16 protein-coding genes are annotated in these 17,377 nt (G+C 60.8%); 7 read left to right on the top strand and 9 right to left on the bottom strand.

All coding sequences use genetic code 11. From position 1 onward, the window contains the following. Positions 1–38: 38 nt before the first annotated feature. The gene (gene dcp / locus AC6I79_RS10000) at positions 39–2,090 is read left to right on the top strand and encodes a peptidyl-dipeptidase Dcp (protein WP_058774692.1); all 2,052 of its coding nucleotides are present in this window, start codon (positions 39–41) and stop codon (positions 2,088–2,090) included. A 51-nt stretch (positions 2,091–2,141) separates the two neighbouring features. Here the strand turns inward: dcp and hpxO are convergent, their stop codons facing one another. Further along, the gene (gene hpxO / locus AC6I79_RS09995; protein ID WP_058774691.1) at positions 2,142–3,299 is read right to left on the bottom strand and encodes an FAD-dependent urate hydroxylase HpxO; all 1,158 of its coding nucleotides are present in this window, start codon (positions 3,297–3,299) and stop codon (positions 2,142–2,144) included. Between the two features lie 263 nt (positions 3,300–3,562). Here hpxO and AC6I79_RS09990 point away from each other — a divergent pair, with 263 nt between their 5' ends. After that, positions 3,563–3,790: a hypothetical protein gene (locus AC6I79_RS09990; protein WP_021506064.1), complete on the top strand. Its 228-nt coding sequence runs from the start codon at positions 3,563–3,565 to the stop codon at positions 3,788–3,790. Positions 3,791–3,795: 5 nt separating this feature from the next. Here the strand turns inward: AC6I79_RS09990 and AC6I79_RS09985 are convergent, their stop codons facing one another. The 5 genes from AC6I79_RS09985 to AC6I79_RS09965 all read right to left on the bottom strand — a co-directional run bounded on the left by AC6I79_RS09985 (position 3,796) and on the right by AC6I79_RS09965 (position 9,003). Then, positions 3,796–4,302, bottom strand: a complete 507-nt coding sequence (locus AC6I79_RS09985) for an RES family NAD+ phosphorylase (RefSeq protein WP_031279110.1) — start codon at positions 4,300–4,302, stop codon at positions 3,796–3,798. Continuing rightward, the gene (locus AC6I79_RS09980) at positions 4,302–4,784 is read right to left on the bottom strand and encodes an Xre family toxin-antitoxin system antitoxin (RefSeq protein ID WP_021506062.1); all 483 of its coding nucleotides are present in this window, start codon (positions 4,782–4,784) and stop codon (positions 4,302–4,304) included. The genes AC6I79_RS09985 and AC6I79_RS09980 overlap by 1 nt, the downstream gene beginning before the upstream one ends. Positions 4,785–4,879: 95 nt before the next feature. Beyond that, the gene (locus tag AC6I79_RS09975; RefSeq protein ID WP_498027265.1) at positions 4,880–6,367 is read right to left on the bottom strand and encodes an FGGY-family carbohydrate kinase; all 1,488 of its coding nucleotides are present in this window, start codon (positions 6,365–6,367) and stop codon (positions 4,880–4,882) included. 58 nt (positions 6,368–6,425) lie between these two features. After that, positions 6,426–7,265 carry a class I fructose-bisphosphate aldolase gene (locus AC6I79_RS09970; RefSeq protein ID WP_058758540.1) on the bottom strand — a complete coding sequence of 280 codons (840 nt, stop codon included), beginning with the start codon at positions 7,263–7,265 and terminating at the stop codon, positions 6,426–6,428. Further along, the gene (locus tag AC6I79_RS09965) at positions 7,249–9,003 is read right to left on the bottom strand and encodes a glycerol-3-phosphate dehydrogenase/oxidase (RefSeq protein ID WP_159378171.1); all 1,755 of its coding nucleotides are present in this window, start codon (positions 9,001–9,003) and stop codon (positions 7,249–7,251) included. Before AC6I79_RS09965 ends, AC6I79_RS09970 begins: the two co-directional genes overlap by 17 nt. A 184-nt stretch (positions 9,004–9,187) precedes the next feature. Between AC6I79_RS09965 and ampC the strand changes: the two genes are divergently transcribed. From ampC to AC6I79_RS09940, 5 genes are all read left to right on the top strand, one after another. After that, the gene (gene ampC / locus AC6I79_RS09960) at positions 9,188–10,318 is read left to right on the top strand and encodes a class C beta-lactamase (RefSeq protein ID WP_058774688.1); all 1,131 of its coding nucleotides are present in this window, start codon (positions 9,188–9,190) and stop codon (positions 10,316–10,318) included. Further along, on the top strand, positions 10,315–10,764 hold the full coding sequence (locus AC6I79_RS09955; protein ID WP_236569484.1) for a GNAT family N-acetyltransferase: 450 nt from the start codon (positions 10,315–10,317) through the stop codon (positions 10,762–10,764). Before ampC ends, AC6I79_RS09955 begins: the two co-directional genes overlap by 4 nt. 234 nt (positions 10,765–10,998) lie before the next feature. Continuing rightward, positions 10,999–12,261 (top strand): DUF1479 domain-containing protein, encoded by a 1,263-nt coding sequence (locus AC6I79_RS09950; protein WP_498027264.1) that lies wholly within the window; start codon positions 10,999–11,001, stop codon positions 12,259–12,261. Between the two features lie 41 nt (positions 12,262–12,302). After that, a complete protein-coding gene (locus AC6I79_RS09945; RefSeq protein WP_159378169.1) occupies positions 12,303–13,043 on the top strand; it encodes a DeoR/GlpR family DNA-binding transcription regulator in 741 nt (246 codons plus the stop codon). Positions 13,044–13,153: 110 nt separating this feature from the next. Beyond that, the gene (locus AC6I79_RS09940; RefSeq protein ID WP_236569483.1) at positions 13,154–13,849 is read left to right on the top strand and encodes a class I SAM-dependent methyltransferase; all 696 of its coding nucleotides are present in this window, start codon (positions 13,154–13,156) and stop codon (positions 13,847–13,849) included. Positions 13,850–13,880: 31 nt separating this feature from the next. Here the strand turns inward: AC6I79_RS09940 and AC6I79_RS09935 are convergent, their stop codons facing one another. The 3 genes from AC6I79_RS09935 to AC6I79_RS09925 all read right to left on the bottom strand — a co-directional run bounded on the left by AC6I79_RS09935 (position 13,881) and on the right by AC6I79_RS09925 (position 17,375). Beyond that, the gene (locus AC6I79_RS09935; protein ID WP_058780571.1) at positions 13,881–14,837 is read right to left on the bottom strand and encodes a sugar-binding transcriptional regulator; all 957 of its coding nucleotides are present in this window, start codon (positions 14,835–14,837) and stop codon (positions 13,881–13,883) included. 62 nt (positions 14,838–14,899) lie between these two features. Further along, positions 14,900–15,835 carry a sugar phosphate isomerase/epimerase family protein gene (locus AC6I79_RS09930; protein WP_058769794.1) on the bottom strand — a complete coding sequence of 312 codons (936 nt, stop codon included), beginning with the start codon at positions 15,833–15,835 and terminating at the stop codon, positions 14,900–14,902. A gap of 10 nt (positions 15,836–15,845) precedes the next feature. After that, positions 15,846–17,375, bottom strand: a complete 1,530-nt coding sequence (locus AC6I79_RS09925) for a glycerol-3-phosphate dehydrogenase (RefSeq protein WP_498027263.1) — start codon at positions 17,373–17,375, stop codon at positions 15,846–15,848. Positions 17,376–17,377: the final 2 nt, after the last annotated feature.

Below are 17,377 nucleotides of genomic sequence, written 5' to 3'. Positions count from 1 at the left end.
GCAGGTGGCTGCGGCGTTGCTGATTATCAGGAGCGATAATGACTTCACGTGCCAATCCGTTTTTTAACGTCAGCCCGTTGCCGTACCAGACACCGCCGTTTGATCTGATCGACGAAGCGCATTTCCTGCCGGCGCTGGAAGCCGGAATTGCCGAAAAGCGCCAGGAAGTGGCGGCCATCGCCAGCAACCCCGAGCCGGCAACCTTTGCCAATACCTATGAAGCGCTGGAGCGCAGCGGTAGCCTGCTAAACCGGGTGTACCCCGTTTTTGCCGCGATGACCTCAGCCAATACCAGCGAGCGGCTCCAGCAGGTTGACGAGCTGATCACCCCGCAGCTGACGGCGCTCAATGACGAAATCTACCTTAACCCGGCGCTGTTTGCGCGGCTCGACAGCGTGTATCAGCAGCGCGGTTCGCAGTGCCCGGATGCCGAAGCGATGCGTCTGGTGGAAGTCACCTGGCAGCGCTTTCAGCTGGCCGGCGCCAGTCTGAGTGAGCGCGATAAAGCGCAACTGCGCGCCTGTAATCAGGAGCTGGCCAGTCTGGGAACGCGTTTCGGTAACCGGCTGCTGGCGGCAACTAACGCCGCCGCTTATACCGTCAGCAGCGCGGCGGCGCTGGACGGCCTGTCGCCGGCGGCGCTGGCACAGGCGAAGGACGCCGCTGAGGCGCGCGGGCTGCACGACGCATGGCTAATCCCTCTGCAAAATACCACCCAGCAGCCGGTACTGCAGTCGCTGACGGTGCGCGCCACGCGCGAAGCGCTGTTTCAGCAGGCGCTGACGCGCAGCGAGCAGGGTGACGACAACGACACGCGCGCCATCGTGTCGCGCATGGCGCAACTGCGTGCGCAGCAGGCCAGTCTGCTGGGCTTTGACAGCTTTGCAGCATGGAGTCTGCAGGATCAGATGGCGAAAACGCCGGAAGCTGCCCAGTCCTTTATGCGCAACATCGTGCCCGCCGCGACGGCGCGCGCCGGGCGTGAAGCGGCGGATATTCAGCAGCTGATCGCCGACCAAAACCACAGCTTCCCGCTGCGCGCCTGGGACTGGAATTACTACGCGGAACAGGTACGCACCGCGCAATACGCGCTGGACGAAGGGCAAATCCGCCCCTATTTTGAGATCAACACTGTACTGGAAAAGGGCGTGTTCTGGTGTGCCAGCCAGCTGTATGGCATTCGCTTTGAACAGCGCCACGATCTGCCGGTCTACCATCCGGACGTCAACGTTTATGAGATTTTCGATGCCGACGGTGCACCGTTAGCGCTGTTCTACACCGATTTCTTCACGCGGGATAACAAGAGCGGTGGCGCATGGATGGGCAATTTCGTCGACCAGTCGACGCTGCTGGAAAGCCGGCCGGTGATTTACAACGTCTGCAATTACAGCAAGCCGCAGCCCGGTCAGCCGGCACTGCTCAGCTGGGATGAGGTGATCACGCTGTTCCATGAGTTTGGCCACACGCTGCACGGCCTGTTCGCCACCCAGCGCTATGCCAGCCTGTCCGGCACCGCCACGCCGCGTGATTTTGTCGAGTTTCCGTCGCAAATCAACGAACACTGGGCCAGTCAGGATCAGGTGTTTGCCCACTATGCGCGCCATTATCAGACCGGTGAAGCGATGCCCGCCGCGCTGCGCGACAAAATGGTGCGCGCCGCGAAATTCAACAAAGGCTATGACATGACCGAACTGCTGGCGGCGGCACTGCTTGATTTGCAGTGGCACTCGCTGTCACCGCACGATAATCCGCAGGATGTCAGCCATTTTGAGCAGCAGGCGCTGGCGGCGGAGAATATTGCCCTGAGTGCCGTGCCGCCGCGCTATCGCTCCAGCTACTTCCGTCATATCTGGGGTGGCGGCTATGCGGCCGGGTATTACGCCTATATCTGGACGCAGATGCTGGCCGACGATGGTTATCAGGCGTTTGTCGAGCGGGGCGGTCTGACACGCGAAAATGGTCAGCGCTTCCGTGAGCAGATTCTGTCGCGCGGTAACAGCAGCGATCTGCAGCATCTTTGGCTGGCCTGGCGCGGTAAAGCGCCGGACATCGGGCCGATGCTGAAACACCGCGGCCTCGACGAGGCATAACGCGCCGTAACCGAAGGGCCAGCCAGCGGTGCAGCTGGCTGGCCTGCACGCTTATCCCAGCGGACCGCCTTCAATGGTGTCACACATGCCGGCCAGCACGCGCTCGCCGGTTTCCTCTTTCAGTCCGGCATACCATTCCGCGGTGACCGCCGCATCTTTGGCGTGGGTGACATCACAACGCTTGCGCGCTTTCAGCACCAAATCACGGGTGCGCGCCACGCGCCGCGCTTCATAGCGCAGCAGCCCGTCCTCAATGCCCAGCGAGTGGGCGGTCAGGGTTTGCGCCAGTACCACCGCATCTTCCATGGCCGCACAGCCGCCCTGACCGATATCCGGCGTGGTGCTGTGTGCCGCATCCCCCAGCAGCGCCACACGTCCTCTGACAAAGCGGCTGAAGGGTTCGATATCATGAATCTCCACGCGATTGGTGGTTTGTGCGTCAATGCTGGCGATCAGCCGCTGGACCGGTTCGGCCCAGCCGGCAAAATAGCCGCGCAGATCGTCTTTCACCGTTGCGCGATCCTGCGCCAGCCCTTTCGGCAGCGGGACATCAAAGAAAAAGTAGAAGCGGTTACCGCTCACCGGCATCAGCGAGACGCGCTTGCCCTCGCCGACAAACGTGGTCCACTGATCGGCGGGCGCGATGCTCTCATCGATGGTGACCAGGCCATTCCAGTTAACGTAGCCTGCGTAGCGGCGCTCGACGTGTTCGCCCAGCACGTGATGGCGAATCACCGAGTGGGTGCCGTCGGCGGCCACCATAAAATCCCCTTCAGCCTGGCTGCCGTCATCAAACCAGGCGGTCACGCCGCTGGCATGCTGCTCCACCCGCACAACGCGTTTGCCAAAGCGGATGCGTTCGCGGCCGTAGCTGTCGATCAGCAGCGCCTGTAACTCTGCGCGTGCGACCGGATAAGGATACTCGCCGACCTGCTGCACCAGCGGTGACAAACTGAAGCGGGTCAGGGTGCTGCCGCTGTGGCCATCGTTGTAAGCCATAAACGCCATATTGCCGCCGAGCGCGCGCAGCTGTGCCTTGAGACCCAGCGCATTGAGGCACTTCACGCCGTTAGGCCAGATAGAGATAGCCGCGCCGACCGGTTTCATCTCTTTCACCGCTTCATACACTGCGGTGCTGAAACCCGCTTTTTCCAGCGCCAGCGCCGCGCTCATGCCGCCGATACCCGCTCCAATCACAATCGCTTTCATTACCGTCTCCTTTACTGTGCACCCTAAGCCATGCAACTTTTGTACCATCTTGCGGGGTCAGGGTGATGGCGAGTTAAAGTATTGAAAATAATGATTTATATTCCGGTTGGGTCAGACGCTGCTTCGGCAATGGGCGCAGATGCTGCACCTTAACAGGGCATCATCAGGCGGAAGGTGAACCAAAGGTTTCACGCTGGCAATCATCCGGCCAGCGTTCATACTCTCTACATCCATCCTGCGAGGACTGAATGATGAAATGGATAATGATGTTATGGCTGCTGGGCAGCCTGAGCGCAGCGGCCCAAACGCCGTGGCAGCCGGAGAGAAAAGGGGATTTGCCGCAGCTCACGCCGGTAGCAGCGAAGTGTGATGTCTCTTCCTGTCAGCAGAACTGTTACGTGCAGCAATCACAGTGCAAGAATGACAACGGCGGCGGCTGTGGCTCGCTGGCGCAGATTTGCGTACAAAACTGTGCCAGCCAGTGCCGCTAGAGCGTTTACGGATCGTCTTTGATGCGGCGATCGATGGCGAAGGGAGCGGAGGTCGCTGTGGCAATCAGCGCGGCCGCGCCCGGGTGATCGGGGTTAAACAGCGCATTATCTTCGCCGGTGAGGATGCTGGGCACCGTCATCAGCAGGGGAAAGCCGTTGTGCGGATCGAGAAACGCCGCGCCGATGGCCTGCGTCTCCTCCTGCTGCTGATATTTTTCCCAGCCGGCCGGCAGTTTACTGCTGTCGAGGGCGATGATGTCGGACTCCGGTACCGCCACGGTAAACACCACAAAGCGGCTTTGCTCCAGCAGCGTTTTCCCGGCGTGCACCACCAGTTCCAGCGTCGCCAGCGCTTTAGAGCTGCTGAGGTAAACCGCTTTCATCCCGGGCGGATTCCAGCGGCCACCCCATTTTTCTGCGCCAGCACCGTTAAACGCCTGGCTGGCGTACTCCGCTTTGACAATTCGATAGAACACCCTGACGGGTGCGGCCGGATCCTTCCGTCGTGTCATCAGACAATCACTCCGTGCTCCAGGCGGCCAATCAGCGTCAGCACCGCATCGCAGCCAGCGGGCGTACTGAGCATGTTAATCGGCTGCGCGTTGTCGAGCGCCAGCGCAGGCTGATACATCCAGTGCATCGCCACTTCCGGATCGCCAGCGAACAGCTGAATCACCGCATCCAGCACTTCAAACACCTGATAGATGCGTGCGCCCTGTTCGACCGAGAGCTGCGATCCGGACTTCTCGCGGCGCCGGTAGGTGTTGCGGTCAATCGAGACCATTTGCGCGATGTCGATCGGCGTCGCTTTCAGAATTGTGGCGGCGCGTTCGACAATGCCGACATCCATGCCGTCGGTGATCAACTTATGCGCCTTAAGCCGGTTACGCGGCAGCCCCATCTGATCCATAAAAGAGGGGCGGGCGTGCTGAATCAGCGACGGATCAAAGATGCGCGATCCGCTGGTGGGATTAAAAGCCGATGCGGTGGACATCACAACCTCCTGATAATGTTCATGTGAACATTTTTATGCATCAAGTGTACAGCATTTGCCCACCGGTGTCATGGTTTGTTCACGCCGCACCGCCATTAACTGGCGGTGCGCCAGATGTCGCTCATCGCCAGCTCAAGTTTTTTAAATAGCCGGTAGCGTGTGTCATTGAACGCGAAGCGCGCCGCGCGGGGCTGCAGCGCCTCTGGCGCAAGGGTGACCGCCTGCTGCACGGCGGCAGCCAGATTCGGCCACTGACCCACGCCCACGCCCGCACACAGGGCCGCGCCCAGCGCCCCGGTTTCGTGGCAGGTTGCGACGCGAATCGGCATCCCCAGCACATCGGCAAACATTTGCGGCCAGACACTGCTGCGCGTCGCGCCGCCGGAGAGCGTGGCCTGATTGACCGTAATGCCGGCCGCGCGCAGCCGGTCAATGTGTGCCCGGTGGGCAAAGGTCACGCCTTCAAACAGGGCAAACAGCATGTCAGCGCGCGTATGCCAGCCGCCGAGGCCGTAAAAGCCAGCTTTGGCGGGTTCGGCTTTCCGCCCTGAATAGAGGTAAGGGTGATACAGCGGCAGCTGCGCGTCAGGCCTGACCTGTGCCACGTTGTCGCTGCTGCGCGCCGCGCCCTGGCCGGCGCGGCCATCATCAAATTCACGCAGGAACCAGTCAAGATTGGCGGCAGAAGTGGCGCTAGCCTCGATCGCCATGTAGCGGTCGCGTTCGATGATCGAATTCATAAACACCGGGCGCAGATAGTCAGGTTTGTCGACCACCACCTGATTGATGCTCCAGGTACCGGCGACAATGGAGGCCTCACCGCAGTTCACTACGCCAGAGCCGACCGCACTGGCAACCACGTCAAACATGCCGGCCACCACCGGGATGCCGGCCGGCAAACCGGTGAGCTGTGCCGCCCGGGCCGACACCACGCCGGTGACCTCGCAGGATTCACGCAGCGGTGGCAGCAGGGCGAGCGCCTCTTCGATGCCGTAAAGCGCCAGCAATTCACCACTGTAGCTGCGCTGGCGATAATCAATCAGCCCGGCACCGGCGGCATCCGAATAGTCCGCGCTGACGTTGCCGCACATAAAATGGGCGATGACATCTTTGGCACACAGCAGATGGCCGATCTGCGCCCAGCGTTCCGGCTGATGCTGACGTATCCAGCTGATCAGCACTGGCGTGGCGGCGGGCCACGGTTTCTGCAATGACAGCGCGTAAATCTGTTGCGCCGCACCGCTGGATTCCAGCGCCTGTACCGTGGCGCTGGCGCGATGATCAATCGACTGGATACCAAACAGTGGGCGCTGCTGACGATCCAGCGCATACAACCCGTTGCCGTGACCGGCGGCCCCGACGGCAATCACTTCGCTGCCACGCGTGCCGGCTTGCTGCAGGCAGCGACTCACCGCGTTGCTGACGCCGCGCCAGATATCTTCAACTGGCCGTTCAGCATAGCCTTCCTGCGGCTGATGCGTTTCGCCGGCGCACTCCGCTACCGACAGCACGCGGCCGCTCAGGTCAAACAGTACCGCTTTAATCATGGTGTTTCCGGCATCGATGCCGAGAATCTGGCTCATATCCGACTCCGTTTCAGGCGAAGACGGCGCACCGCTTAAGCGCCGGTGCAGGTCACGCTTAACCCTGCTGGTAGATGTCCAGCGCATCCGCGCCGCTGACACCCTGATGAATAATCGCCATCAGCGCGCTGACCACGCGTGACGGATTATCATGTTGATAAACGTTGCGGCCATACACCATGCCGCTGGCACCCTGCGCCATCAGCGCGGCGCTTTTCGCCAGCACCGCGCCCAGTTCCCCTTTGCCGCCGCCGCGCACCAGCGTCGGACAGCGCGCCGCCTCCACCACACGATGGAAATCCTCTACGTTATCCGTGGGGTCGGCTTTAATGATGTCGGCGCCCAGCTCCCGCGCCAGCCGCACCAGCGGCACGATTTGTCTGACGTCACCGAGCGAGCCGTACGCCGCGCCCTGGCCGGCGGGGGCCATCACCAGCGGCTCCACCATCAGCGGCATGGCATAGCGATCGCAGGCCTGGCGCAGGCGGCCAATGTTCTCCACGCACATGCGAAAAATGCCCGGTTCATCCGGGATCTGGTAGAGATTGACCACCACCGCGGCGGCATCCATCTGCAGCGCGGCAAGAATCGGTGCCTCCGGATTGTGCAGCACCGCCCACATCTCGCGATGGCGCGCCGCGTTATAGGCATTGCCGACGTCGGTGCGCATCACCAGCGCCGGTTTGCGCCCGGCAACGCACTGCAGCAGATCGGCCTGACCATAATTGACCTGGATCGCATCCGGCTGTGCGGCAATCAGGTTGCGCATCACGCTTTCAATATCTTCCAGCCCCAGCAGAAAATCGGGCTCGTTGGCGATGCCGTGATCGATCGCCACATCCAGGCACTTGCCGTGGTGAAATAACCGGTTGAGGCGAACTTTAGGGGTGAGTGACATCCTGAACTTCCTCCTGTGAAAACGCGGATGCGAGCGCGCGCAGCCCATGGCGCTGCGCCAGGCTGATTGCGGTGTGCTGCAAATGTTCAGCGCGCTGACTGTCCTGCCAGCCGAGCGAGTCGGCCAGCAGCTGCGAAATTTCCTGCATGAGCGGCGGCGTTAATTCACCGCAGATAGCCAGCGACGTGCGGCGCACCAGCACGTCTTCCAGCTGGCACACCTGTTCATGCTCAATCAGATAGCGCAGTTCGGTGGCGCTGTAACCGGCATGATGCTGCAGCGGCTGTTCGCCGTGCTGCTGAATCTGCTGCAGCAGCGGCAGGGCCCGGCTGCCGTAGCGTTTCGCCAGTTGCGTCACGCGTGCCAGCGGAAGGTCATATTGCTGCGCCAGCGCACTGAGCCAGGCGGGCTGGGCGGACGGCGCCGGAAAATCCCGGCCGCCGCCAATCGGCAGGTCGCTGCTGGAGACGCGACGCTTTCCTCCCAGCAGGCGCAACACGCGGTCGGCGGCCTCCTCCCCGAAGCGGCGGAAGGTAGTCCATTTACCGCCGACCAGACACAGCGTGCTCCAGGCACGCGCGTGGTCAGGCGGCAGCAGCACCAGCGAATGGTTACGCGAAATCTGACCATTTACTTTAGCCTCGCTGGCCGGCAGCGGGCGCACACCGCAGAAGGTATAAACCACCGCGGATGCTGGCACCACGATGTCAGGAAATACAAAGCGCAGCGACTCAAGAATGTAAGCCTGCTCTTCGGCTTCGCATACCACGCTATCAGGGTCATCAACGCGGATATCGGTGGAGCCCACCAGCACTTTGCCAAACCAGGGAAACATGATGCACACCCGGCCTTCCTGGTTTTCGAAATAGACCATTTCACCGTCCAGCATCTGTAACAGCTGGGGATGATCGAGGATCAGGTGCGATCCTTTGGTGCCGCCTATCAGTCTGGTGGGTTGTGAATGCACGGCCAGCTGCTGATTCAGCTGGTCGATCCACGCGCCGCCGGCATTGACCAGCACGTGCGGCTGCAGGCTAAAGCGCTCACCGCTCAGCGTATCTTCCAGCAGCACCGTCTCGTCGCTAGCGCTGACCACCCGCAGATAATTGAGCGCCAGCGCCTCCGGGCAGGCGCGTTCCGCATCTTCAATCAGCTCAAACCCGAGTCGCTCCGGCGCGCTGATCCACGCATCGTAGTAGCTGGCGCTGTATTTCACCCAGGGCGCGAAGCCAGGCCAGCGATCGCGCGTGGCGGCTTCGTTACTCAGCTGGTGGCGCGGCATAGCGCCATACTGTCGCGTGTAGAGGTCGTACAGGCTCAGGCCGGTTTTGATCAGCAGCGCGCCGCGCCGGGTGGGCTTATCGCTCAGGCGCAGGAAACGTCGCGTGGCGTTAACCAGTCCACCGCCGAGATTATCGATCGGTACGGTGGTACGCAGCGGAAACACATAGTGCGCGGCGTTTTTCAGCAGGCGATCGCGCTCCATCACCGACTCCTTCACCAGGCCAAACTCGCCGGTCTCCAGATAGCGCAGGCCGCCGTGAATCATGCGCGACAGCGCGCCGCTGGCCGCCTGGCACCAGTCACCTTTCTCCACCAGCACCGCAGGAATGCCCTGTAATGCCAGCTCACGAAAAGTACTGATGCCGTTGATGCCGCCGCCGACGATCAGCACCGGCAGCGAACTGCGCGCGCGCAGGCGGCTAAGCCGTTGTCCGCGGGTCAAAACCTGTTCCATTGTCAGCTCCTTGCGATGAACGCTTACTTGTCAAAGGTATAGGAGCGGGCGCAGCAAACGGCAAATCAGGTCATAAAGGATGTGATTTTGTTCACTACCAATGAGAATTGTCGGGAAGCCTGGCAGGGGTAACGATATACTGCCGGTCAGACATCATGGTTAACCTGCAGGAAAAGGAATTTTCATGTTTTCATGGGCCCGATTAAGCGCACTCGCGCTGCTGGTCAGCGGCAGTGCGCTGGCAACGACATCACCAGACAGCATCATCAAACCGCTGATGCAGCAGTATCAGATTCCCGGAATGGCGGTGGCGATTCTGCACGACGGCAAAACCGAATTTTATAACTACGGCGTGGCATCGAAAGAGAGCGGACAGCCGATCAACGAGCAGACGCTGTTTGAAATCGGCTCGCTGAGTAAAACGTTTACCGCCACCTTAGCCAGCTATGCGGCGCAGCAGAATAAACTGAAATTCAGCGACGCGGCCAGCCAGTGGCTGCCGGAACTGAAAGGCAGCGCTTTTGATCGCGTCTCGCTGCTGAATCTGGCGACGCACACCAGCGGCACGCCGCTGTTCGTACCGGATGACGTAACCAATACCCGCGAGCTGATGCGCTGGTACAAACAGTGGCAGCCAGAGGCCCAGCCGGGCACGGTGCGCGTTTATTCCAACCTCGGTATCGGTATGCTTGGCATGATTGCGGCTAAAAGTCTGCATCAGCCATTCATCAGCGCGATGGAAAAGCAGCTGCTGCCGGCGATGGGCATGACGCACAGCTATGTGCAGGTGCCTGCATCACAGATGGGGCGCTACGCCCAGGGTTATAACAAGCAGGATCGCCCGGTGCGGGTCACGCCAGGCCCGCTGGATGCGGAATCCTATGGCCTGAAATCCACCTCTGCCGATCTGATTCGCTGGCTGGCCATTCAGCTGCAGCAACAGCCGGTCGCGCCCGCATGGCAACAGGCGGTGGCCGCGACGCATCAGGGCTATTACCACACCGAGGCCGCTTTTACCCAGGCGATGATGTGGGAGTATTACCCGTTGCCGGTGACCACGCAGCAGCTGGTGGACGGCAACAGCGGCGCGCGCATCATGAAGGGCATGAAAGCCACGCTGATTACGCCGCCGCAGGCTGCGCCGCAGCAGGCGTGGTACAACAAAACCGGCTCCACCAACGGATTCGCCACCTATGCCGTCTTTATTCCGTCGCAGCGGGTTGCGCTGATTATGCTGGCAAATAAGTGGTTCCCGAATGACGATCGGGTGGTGGCTGCGGAAAAAATCATCAGCAACATCGGGAAGGGCGAATGATCACCATCAGAGCGCTGCGCGCCGAAGATTTTATGCCGTGGCTGGCGCTGTGGCAGGGCTATCAGCGCTTTTATCAGACCACCATTGACGACAACACCACCGGCGAGAGCTTCCGCCGCTTGCTGTCCCGCGCGGAACCCATGCACTGTCTGGTGGCCGAGCAGGACGGCGCGATGGTCGGGCTGGTGCATTTTCTTACCCATCGCTCAACCTGGACTCAGGGCGACTACTGCTATTTGCAGGACCTCTACGTCAGCGAAGCCGCGCGCGGTCTGGGCGCCGGCAAGGCGCTGATTCTGGCGGTCTATGAACAGGCGGAGAAGCTCGGCTGTTCGCGCGTTTACTGGCTGACGCAGGCGTCTAATAGCAAGGCGCGGGCGCTGTATGATCGGCTGGCGCAACAAACCGACTTTGTGCAGTACCGTCATTTATTCGATCAGCCATAATTTTCCCGGGCTGCCATGGAGGGCGGCCCCTGCGTGCCTGATCATGGCGCGCTTGCGTTATTCATCCCACCGTTTTGCTCCCTGAACCCTTTCAAACGAAAATCTCTCAGATAAATAACTGTGACCATGCTCGCTATTTTTTGCCTGCGTGCTGTCTTTTTGTTCGCTCGATGTTATGAATGAATATGTAATGTGTTTCGAATGAAACTAAAGCGTAAACTGACGGAGTGCGAGATGAACACCACTTTTACCTCAGAACAACAACCCGACGATTTTAAACAGCATGTGCGCCTGATGAAGCAGGCGCTCAGAGTACAGATTGGCGATGTCGAAGGCCTGTTTGAGCAGGTCAGAAGTAAGATTGTCAGTGAAATCGCGGCCGCGCGCGCCGAAGAGAAGCAGTACGGAACGGCTTGGCCGCAGGTCAGCTTCGCGGATCTGGCCGCCGGTCGCATCAGCGAACAGACCAAAGATCACATCCGCCGCCGTGGCTGCGTGGTGGTGAAGCAAACCTTCAGCCGTGAGCAGGCGCTGGCGTGGGATGCTGACATGCTCAACTACCTCGACGACAATGATTTCGACCGTGTCTATCAGGGACCGGGTGACAACTTCTTTGGCAACCTCGACGCCTCGCGGCCGGAGATCTATCCCATTTACTGGAGCGATGCGCAGATGTCGGCCCGCCAGAGCGAGGCCATGGCGCAAACCCAGGCGTTCCTCAATCGCCTGTGGAAATTCGAATCCGCCGGTACGCGCTGGTTTGATCCAGACGTGAGCATCATCTATCCGGATCGCATCCGTCGCCGGCTGCCGGGCACCACCTCAAAAGGGCTGGGCGCGCACACCGACTCCGGCGCGCTGGAGCGCTGGCTGTTGCCGGCCTATCAGCAGGTGTTCAGCAAGATCTTTTCTAACCAGTTCGATCAGTATGATCCGTGGGACGCGGCGCACCGCACGGCCGTGCAGGAGTATCAGTCTGGCACCACCACCAAATGTTCGGTGTTCCGCACGTTCCAGGGCTGGACCGCGCTCTCCGACATGCAGCCTGGTCAGGGACTGCTGCACGTGGTGCCGGTGCCGGAAGCCATGGCTTATCTGCTGCTGCGTCCGTTACTGAAGGATGTGCCGGAAGAGGAACTGTGCGGCGTGGCGCCGGGCAAAGTGCTGCCGGTATCAGAGCGCTGGCATCCGGAATTAATTGCCGGCCTGTGTTCGATCCCGGCGCTGCAGGCGGGTGATTCGGTGTGGTGGCACTGCGACGTGATTCATGCGGTGGCGCCGGTAGAAAATCAGCAGGGCTGGGGCAACGTGATGTACATTCCCGCCGCGCCGATGTGCGATAAAAACGCCGACTATGCGCAGCAGGTGTCGCAGGCGCTGGCGACCGGTGTCTCGCCGGGCGATTTCCCCAAAGAGGATTACGAAGCCAGCTGGCGCGGCCGTTTTACGCCGCAGGATCTGAATGAAAACGGCCGGCGCAGTCTGGGATTAGCGTGATTTCTGCTAAGCTGGGCAAAAACTTTTTTACAGCAGGCTCTATGAACGCACGTCATCAGCACATTATTCAACTGGTCAGCGAGCGCGGCAGCGTCAGCGTCAATGAACTGGCGCAAACCACTGGCGTTTCGGAGGTGACGGTGCGTCAGGATCTGAACCTGCTGGAGAAGGGTGGCTTTCTGCGCCGCGTGCACGGTTCCGCCGTGGCACCGGAAAGTGATGACATAGGCGCGCGCATGCAAACCCGTTTTGCGGTGAAAAAACGCCTGGCGGAGTACGCCGCCGGGCTGGTTAACCCCGGCGAAACGGTGTTTATTGAAGGCGGCAGCACCAATGCGCTGCTGGCGCGAGAGCTCAGCCATCGGCAGGACATCACCATCATCACCGTCAGCCATTACATCGCCGGACTGCTGCGTGAGCAGGGCGGCGATGTGATTATTCTCGGCGGGCTGTTTCAGAAAAGCAGTGAGTCGGTAGTCGGGCCGTTAACGCGGCTGTGCATTCAGCACCTCAACTTCCATAAGGCGTTTATTGGCATTGACGGCTGGGATGAGGCGACCGGTTTCACCAGCCGCGACATGCTGCGCTGCGATGTGGTGAACGCCATCATGGAAAAACCGACGCACACCGTCGCGCTCACCGACTCCTCCAAATTTGGTCAGATTCATCCCTATGCGCTGGCGCCGCTACAGCCGTTTAAGCAGGTGATCACCGACGCGGAGCTCGCCGCAGGCTGGCAGCAGCAGCTGCGTGCGCAGTCGCTGCAGCTCAGTCTGGTTTAACCTTTATTGCGTTCAATCTCTCCCTCAGGCTTAGCGTTATCAGCCATTGATTGCATCGACGCACTATTCATGTAATAAATAAAGTTACATGATGACAACCGATCGGGACAATGATGACGCAAAATACCAACGATATCTTCAACGAAGAGTTTGCGCGGCAGTACGACGCGTATAACGGCAAACATCAGCCAATCGCCGATAATCTGCATCTGCTGATTTCACTGGTGCTGGACAACGCGCCGCCGCAGGCGCGGGTGCTGTGTGTGGGCGTCGGGACCGGCAGCGAAATTATCCGGCTGGCGCAGCAGCACCCGGAATGGCAGTTTACCGGTGTCGATCCCTCACCGGACATGCTGGCGGTCTGCACAGAAAAACTCACCGCCGCCGGGATACGGGCGCGCTGCCAGCTGCATCAGGGCTACCTTAACGACGTGCCGGTTACCGCCGATTACGATGTGGTGCTTTGCCTGCTGGTGACGCATTTTATCCAGCATCCGCAGCGGGCGGGTATTTATCAGCAGATGCAGCAGCAGCTCAAACCGGGCGGACGCTTAGTGACGGCAGAAATTGTCGGCGATGTGCAGGATACCGGCTTTGATGAACAACTGCTGTTCTGGAAAACCATGCATGAGAGCGCCAGCGGCAGGGCGCAAAATCTGGATGAGATGAAGCAGATGCTGACGCAGCGGCTGCTGTTACTGCCTGCTGCCCAGACCGAAGCGCTGATGGCGCAGGCCGGGTTCACGCCGCCGCAGCGCTTCTTTCAGTCGCTGCTGATACATGGCTGGACGGCGCGCAAGCGCTAAACCGCTTAATAAGGTTGAGTGAGCTGACGATTCAATAAGATAGCAGCGCCTGCGCCGTCAGCTCGTCGGTGATCAAACCGGTGACGAGTCCGCTGGCCAGCACCGCGCGGATCGCCGCCACTTTACTCGGTCCGCCGGTCAGCGCCACGATCTCTGCGCGCTGCGCCAGATCCAGCGGTACCGACAGCGTGCGTGCCGTCAGCGAGTTGTGAATCATCTGCCCGTCGGCAGCAAAAAAGTGCCCCAGCAGTTCGCCCACCGCGCCGGCTTCCGACAGGGCGCGGATCTCGGCTGCATCGATCATCCCGGCTTCCACCAGTTGGGCGGCCGGTTCCACGGTGCCAATGCCCACCAGCTTCACTTCACTGTGCGCGGCCATGCTAAACACTTCGCTGACGCCACGCTGCGCCAGCAGCACATCGCGATCCTCTTCGGTGTTGGCAAAAAACGGTACCGGCATCATGTAGGCCTGCGCACCGGTTTTTTCGGCGATGCGATGCATCACGTCATGCGGATTGAGCGCGTAGTTGCGCGTCAGACAGCCGAGCAGGGAGACAAAGCGCAGGTGCGGCGCGTCGATACGTGCCAGCTGGTGAATTGCTGCCGACAGCGTCCGGCCGTGGCCGAGACCCAGCGTGATCGCCGGCGTGGAGGCCAGCAGATTACGCAAATAGTCGGCACCGGCCATGCCCAGCGCGCGCACCGGCAGGCCTTCTTCACCGAGATCGGGTGCCACCTGACAAAAGTTCAGGCCGTAGCGGCTGCGCAACTGCTCTTCCAGCGTCACGCAGGCGACAATCGCGCCGTCGATGGTGACTTTCACCGCGCCTTCGGCCACCATGCGCGCAATCAGCCGATGGGTTTTCACCGACGGCAGGCCGAGCCGTTTGGCTACTTCAGCCTGCGTCAGGCCGCCAACATAGTGCAGCCAGGCCGCCCGCAGGGCCAGAGAGTCATCGCGTTCAGCGGAAGTCGGTGCGGATTTCATCGGGTTGTCCCTGTCTGGTTGAGGGGGGCTGCGGGCTGACGAAAGCCCTCAGCACGGCATGCTCACGCGAGATGCAAATCCTGCACCCCGGTATCAATATGGTCGGCCCAGAACGCCACGCTTTCGGCAATCTCCGCCACCACATTGCTGTCGGTGGGTTCGCGCTCTTTGAAGCTTAGCTCGAGGCAAATCTCGTTATCCTGCGCGCCGCCGCGCGCCAGCGCCTCAAGCAGCGGCTGCGGCTGAATGCGACCGCCGGCATTGTACTGCAATGTAAAGGGCCTGTGCCCGCCTTTATCCATCATGCTCTGCTTTATATGGATGATGGGCGAAAAGCGCGGCACCGCTTCAGCCCACGCGTAAGGATCGTAGTCACGCGGATCGTCAGAGGTGACATCGCCATGATCGATATCCGCCATCATCCACATCGGCAGGGCAAACTGTGCCGCGCTCAGCCGCTGTTGCAGCGCCATACAGGCGGGAATGGTTTCGCCAAATTCGCGCCCGACGCTCATTGGTTCCCAGAAAAGGTAATGCAGACCGGCCGCTTTGGCGTGTTCCGCCACTTCCGCCCAGCAGTCAATGGCGATGGCAATCAGCGCTTCACGCCGCGCCGCATCGTTAAAATCCCGTTGAGTGAAGATGGCAAACTGCGAGCCCACCGCGACGCCGCCCAGTTCCGCGGTGATGTCGGCAAAGGTCTTGAACCAGTCAATGTAGTAGCGACGTACCGCCGCATCCGGATGACCAAAATGGTTGAGGCGGCCATACGGGCCGGTCATGCCGGAGGTGACGCGCACGCCGGTGGCACGCAGCGCCTGCTGCATGCGGCGCGTCATGTGGGTGAGCGTGGCAGCAGGCCAGCCGGGATTGATAAACTCATGCGTCAGCTGCAGATCGCGGATGCGGATCTGCTGAGCCACGGTGTGAATTAAATCGCCGGGATCGGCGAAGCGGTTCACCAGCGGATTGGTATTCAGCGAAAGCGTTAATGGCATGCGGCACCTCTCAGCCAGCGTGGGCGCGCAGCGGCGCGGCAGGGTGGAAAGTCTGTTCGAACCACTGGCTGAACGCGGTGCGCTGTGCAGCGCTGAGGTGCAGCTGATGTTTGGTGCGACGCCAGAGAATGTCTTCCGGCTGCTGCGCCCATTCGTACTGCACCAGATAACGCACCTCGGCCTCGTACAGCTGGCCGCCAAAATGCTCACCGAGATCGCTCAGCGAACTGGCGGTGCCCAGCAGCGTGCTCATACGCGCACCGTACAGTCGCGCATAGTGCTTGCGCAGCGGCTGCGGCAGCCACGGCCAGCGCGTTTTGATCTCCTCCAGGAAGCTGTCAAAATCGGCATTGGCGATCTCGCCGCCCGGCAGCGTGGCGCTGCGCGTCCAGTCCGCGCCCATGTTGGGGAAAAACGGCGCCAGCTGCTGCAGCGCATGCTCGGCCAGCTTGCGGAACGTGGTAATTTTGCCGCCGAACACGTGCAGCAGCGGGGCATCCTGTTGATTATCGAGGTCGAACACATAATCCCGCGTCACCGCCGAGGGATTGCCTTTACCGTCGTCAAACAGCGGCCGTACGCCGGAGAAGCGGGTAATCACATCGCTGGCGCGCAGCTTAACCTTGAAGTAGCAATTCACCACGTCGATCAGGTACTGCTGCTCACTATCATCCGCACTGACATCTTCCGCTTTGCCCTGCCAGGGAATGTCGGTGGTGCCGATTAACGCTTTATCACCCTCATAAGGATTGATAAAAATCACCCGCTTGTCGGTGTTTTGCACCAGATAGGCCTGCTGGCCCTCCCAGAATTTCGGCACGATGAGGTGCGAGCCTTTCACCAGCCGCACGCTGCGCTGGCTTTGCGTGTGGCTAACCTGATTGACGATATCCAGCACCCACGGCCCGGCGGCATTCACCAGCGCACGGGCGAACACCGTGCGCTGCGCGCCGCTGGCCTGATCCTGCAGGGTAATCTGCCATTTGCCCGGCAGACGCTGTGCTGCCACGCAGCGGGTGCGCGGCAGAATGGTGGCGCCGCGCTCGGCGGCATCCAGCGCATTGAGTGTCACCAGCCGGGCATCGTCCACCCAGCAATCGGAGTACTCAAAGCCTTTCTGGTAGCTGTCCAGCAGCGGTGCGCCTTCAGGATCGCGCGTCAGATCGAGCACGCGCGTGCCCGGCAGTTTTTTGCGTCCGCCAAGGTGGTCATACAGGAACAGCCCCAGCCGCACCAGCCACGCCGGACGATCGGACGGGCTGTGCGGCAGCACAAAGCGCATCGGCCAGATAATGTGCGGCGCCGCGTTCAGCAGCACCTCGCGTTCAATCAGCGCCTCGCGCACCAGGCGGAATTCGTAGTACTCCAGATAGCGCAGGCCGCCGTGCACCAGTTTACCGGAGCGCGAGGAGGTGCCTGCGGCAAGATCGTCCTTTTCACACATCATCACCGACAGCCCGCGCCCGGCGGCATCGCGCGCGATACCGGCACCGTTAATGCCACCGCCGATCACAAACAGATCCAACGTGTTGTCACTCATGC

This window comes from gamma proteobacterium symbiont of Scutellera amethystina, from assembly GCF_059730845.1.
The sequence above is the reverse complement of the archived record's forward strand: the minus strand, read 5'-3'. Positions and strand labels throughout refer to the sequence as shown.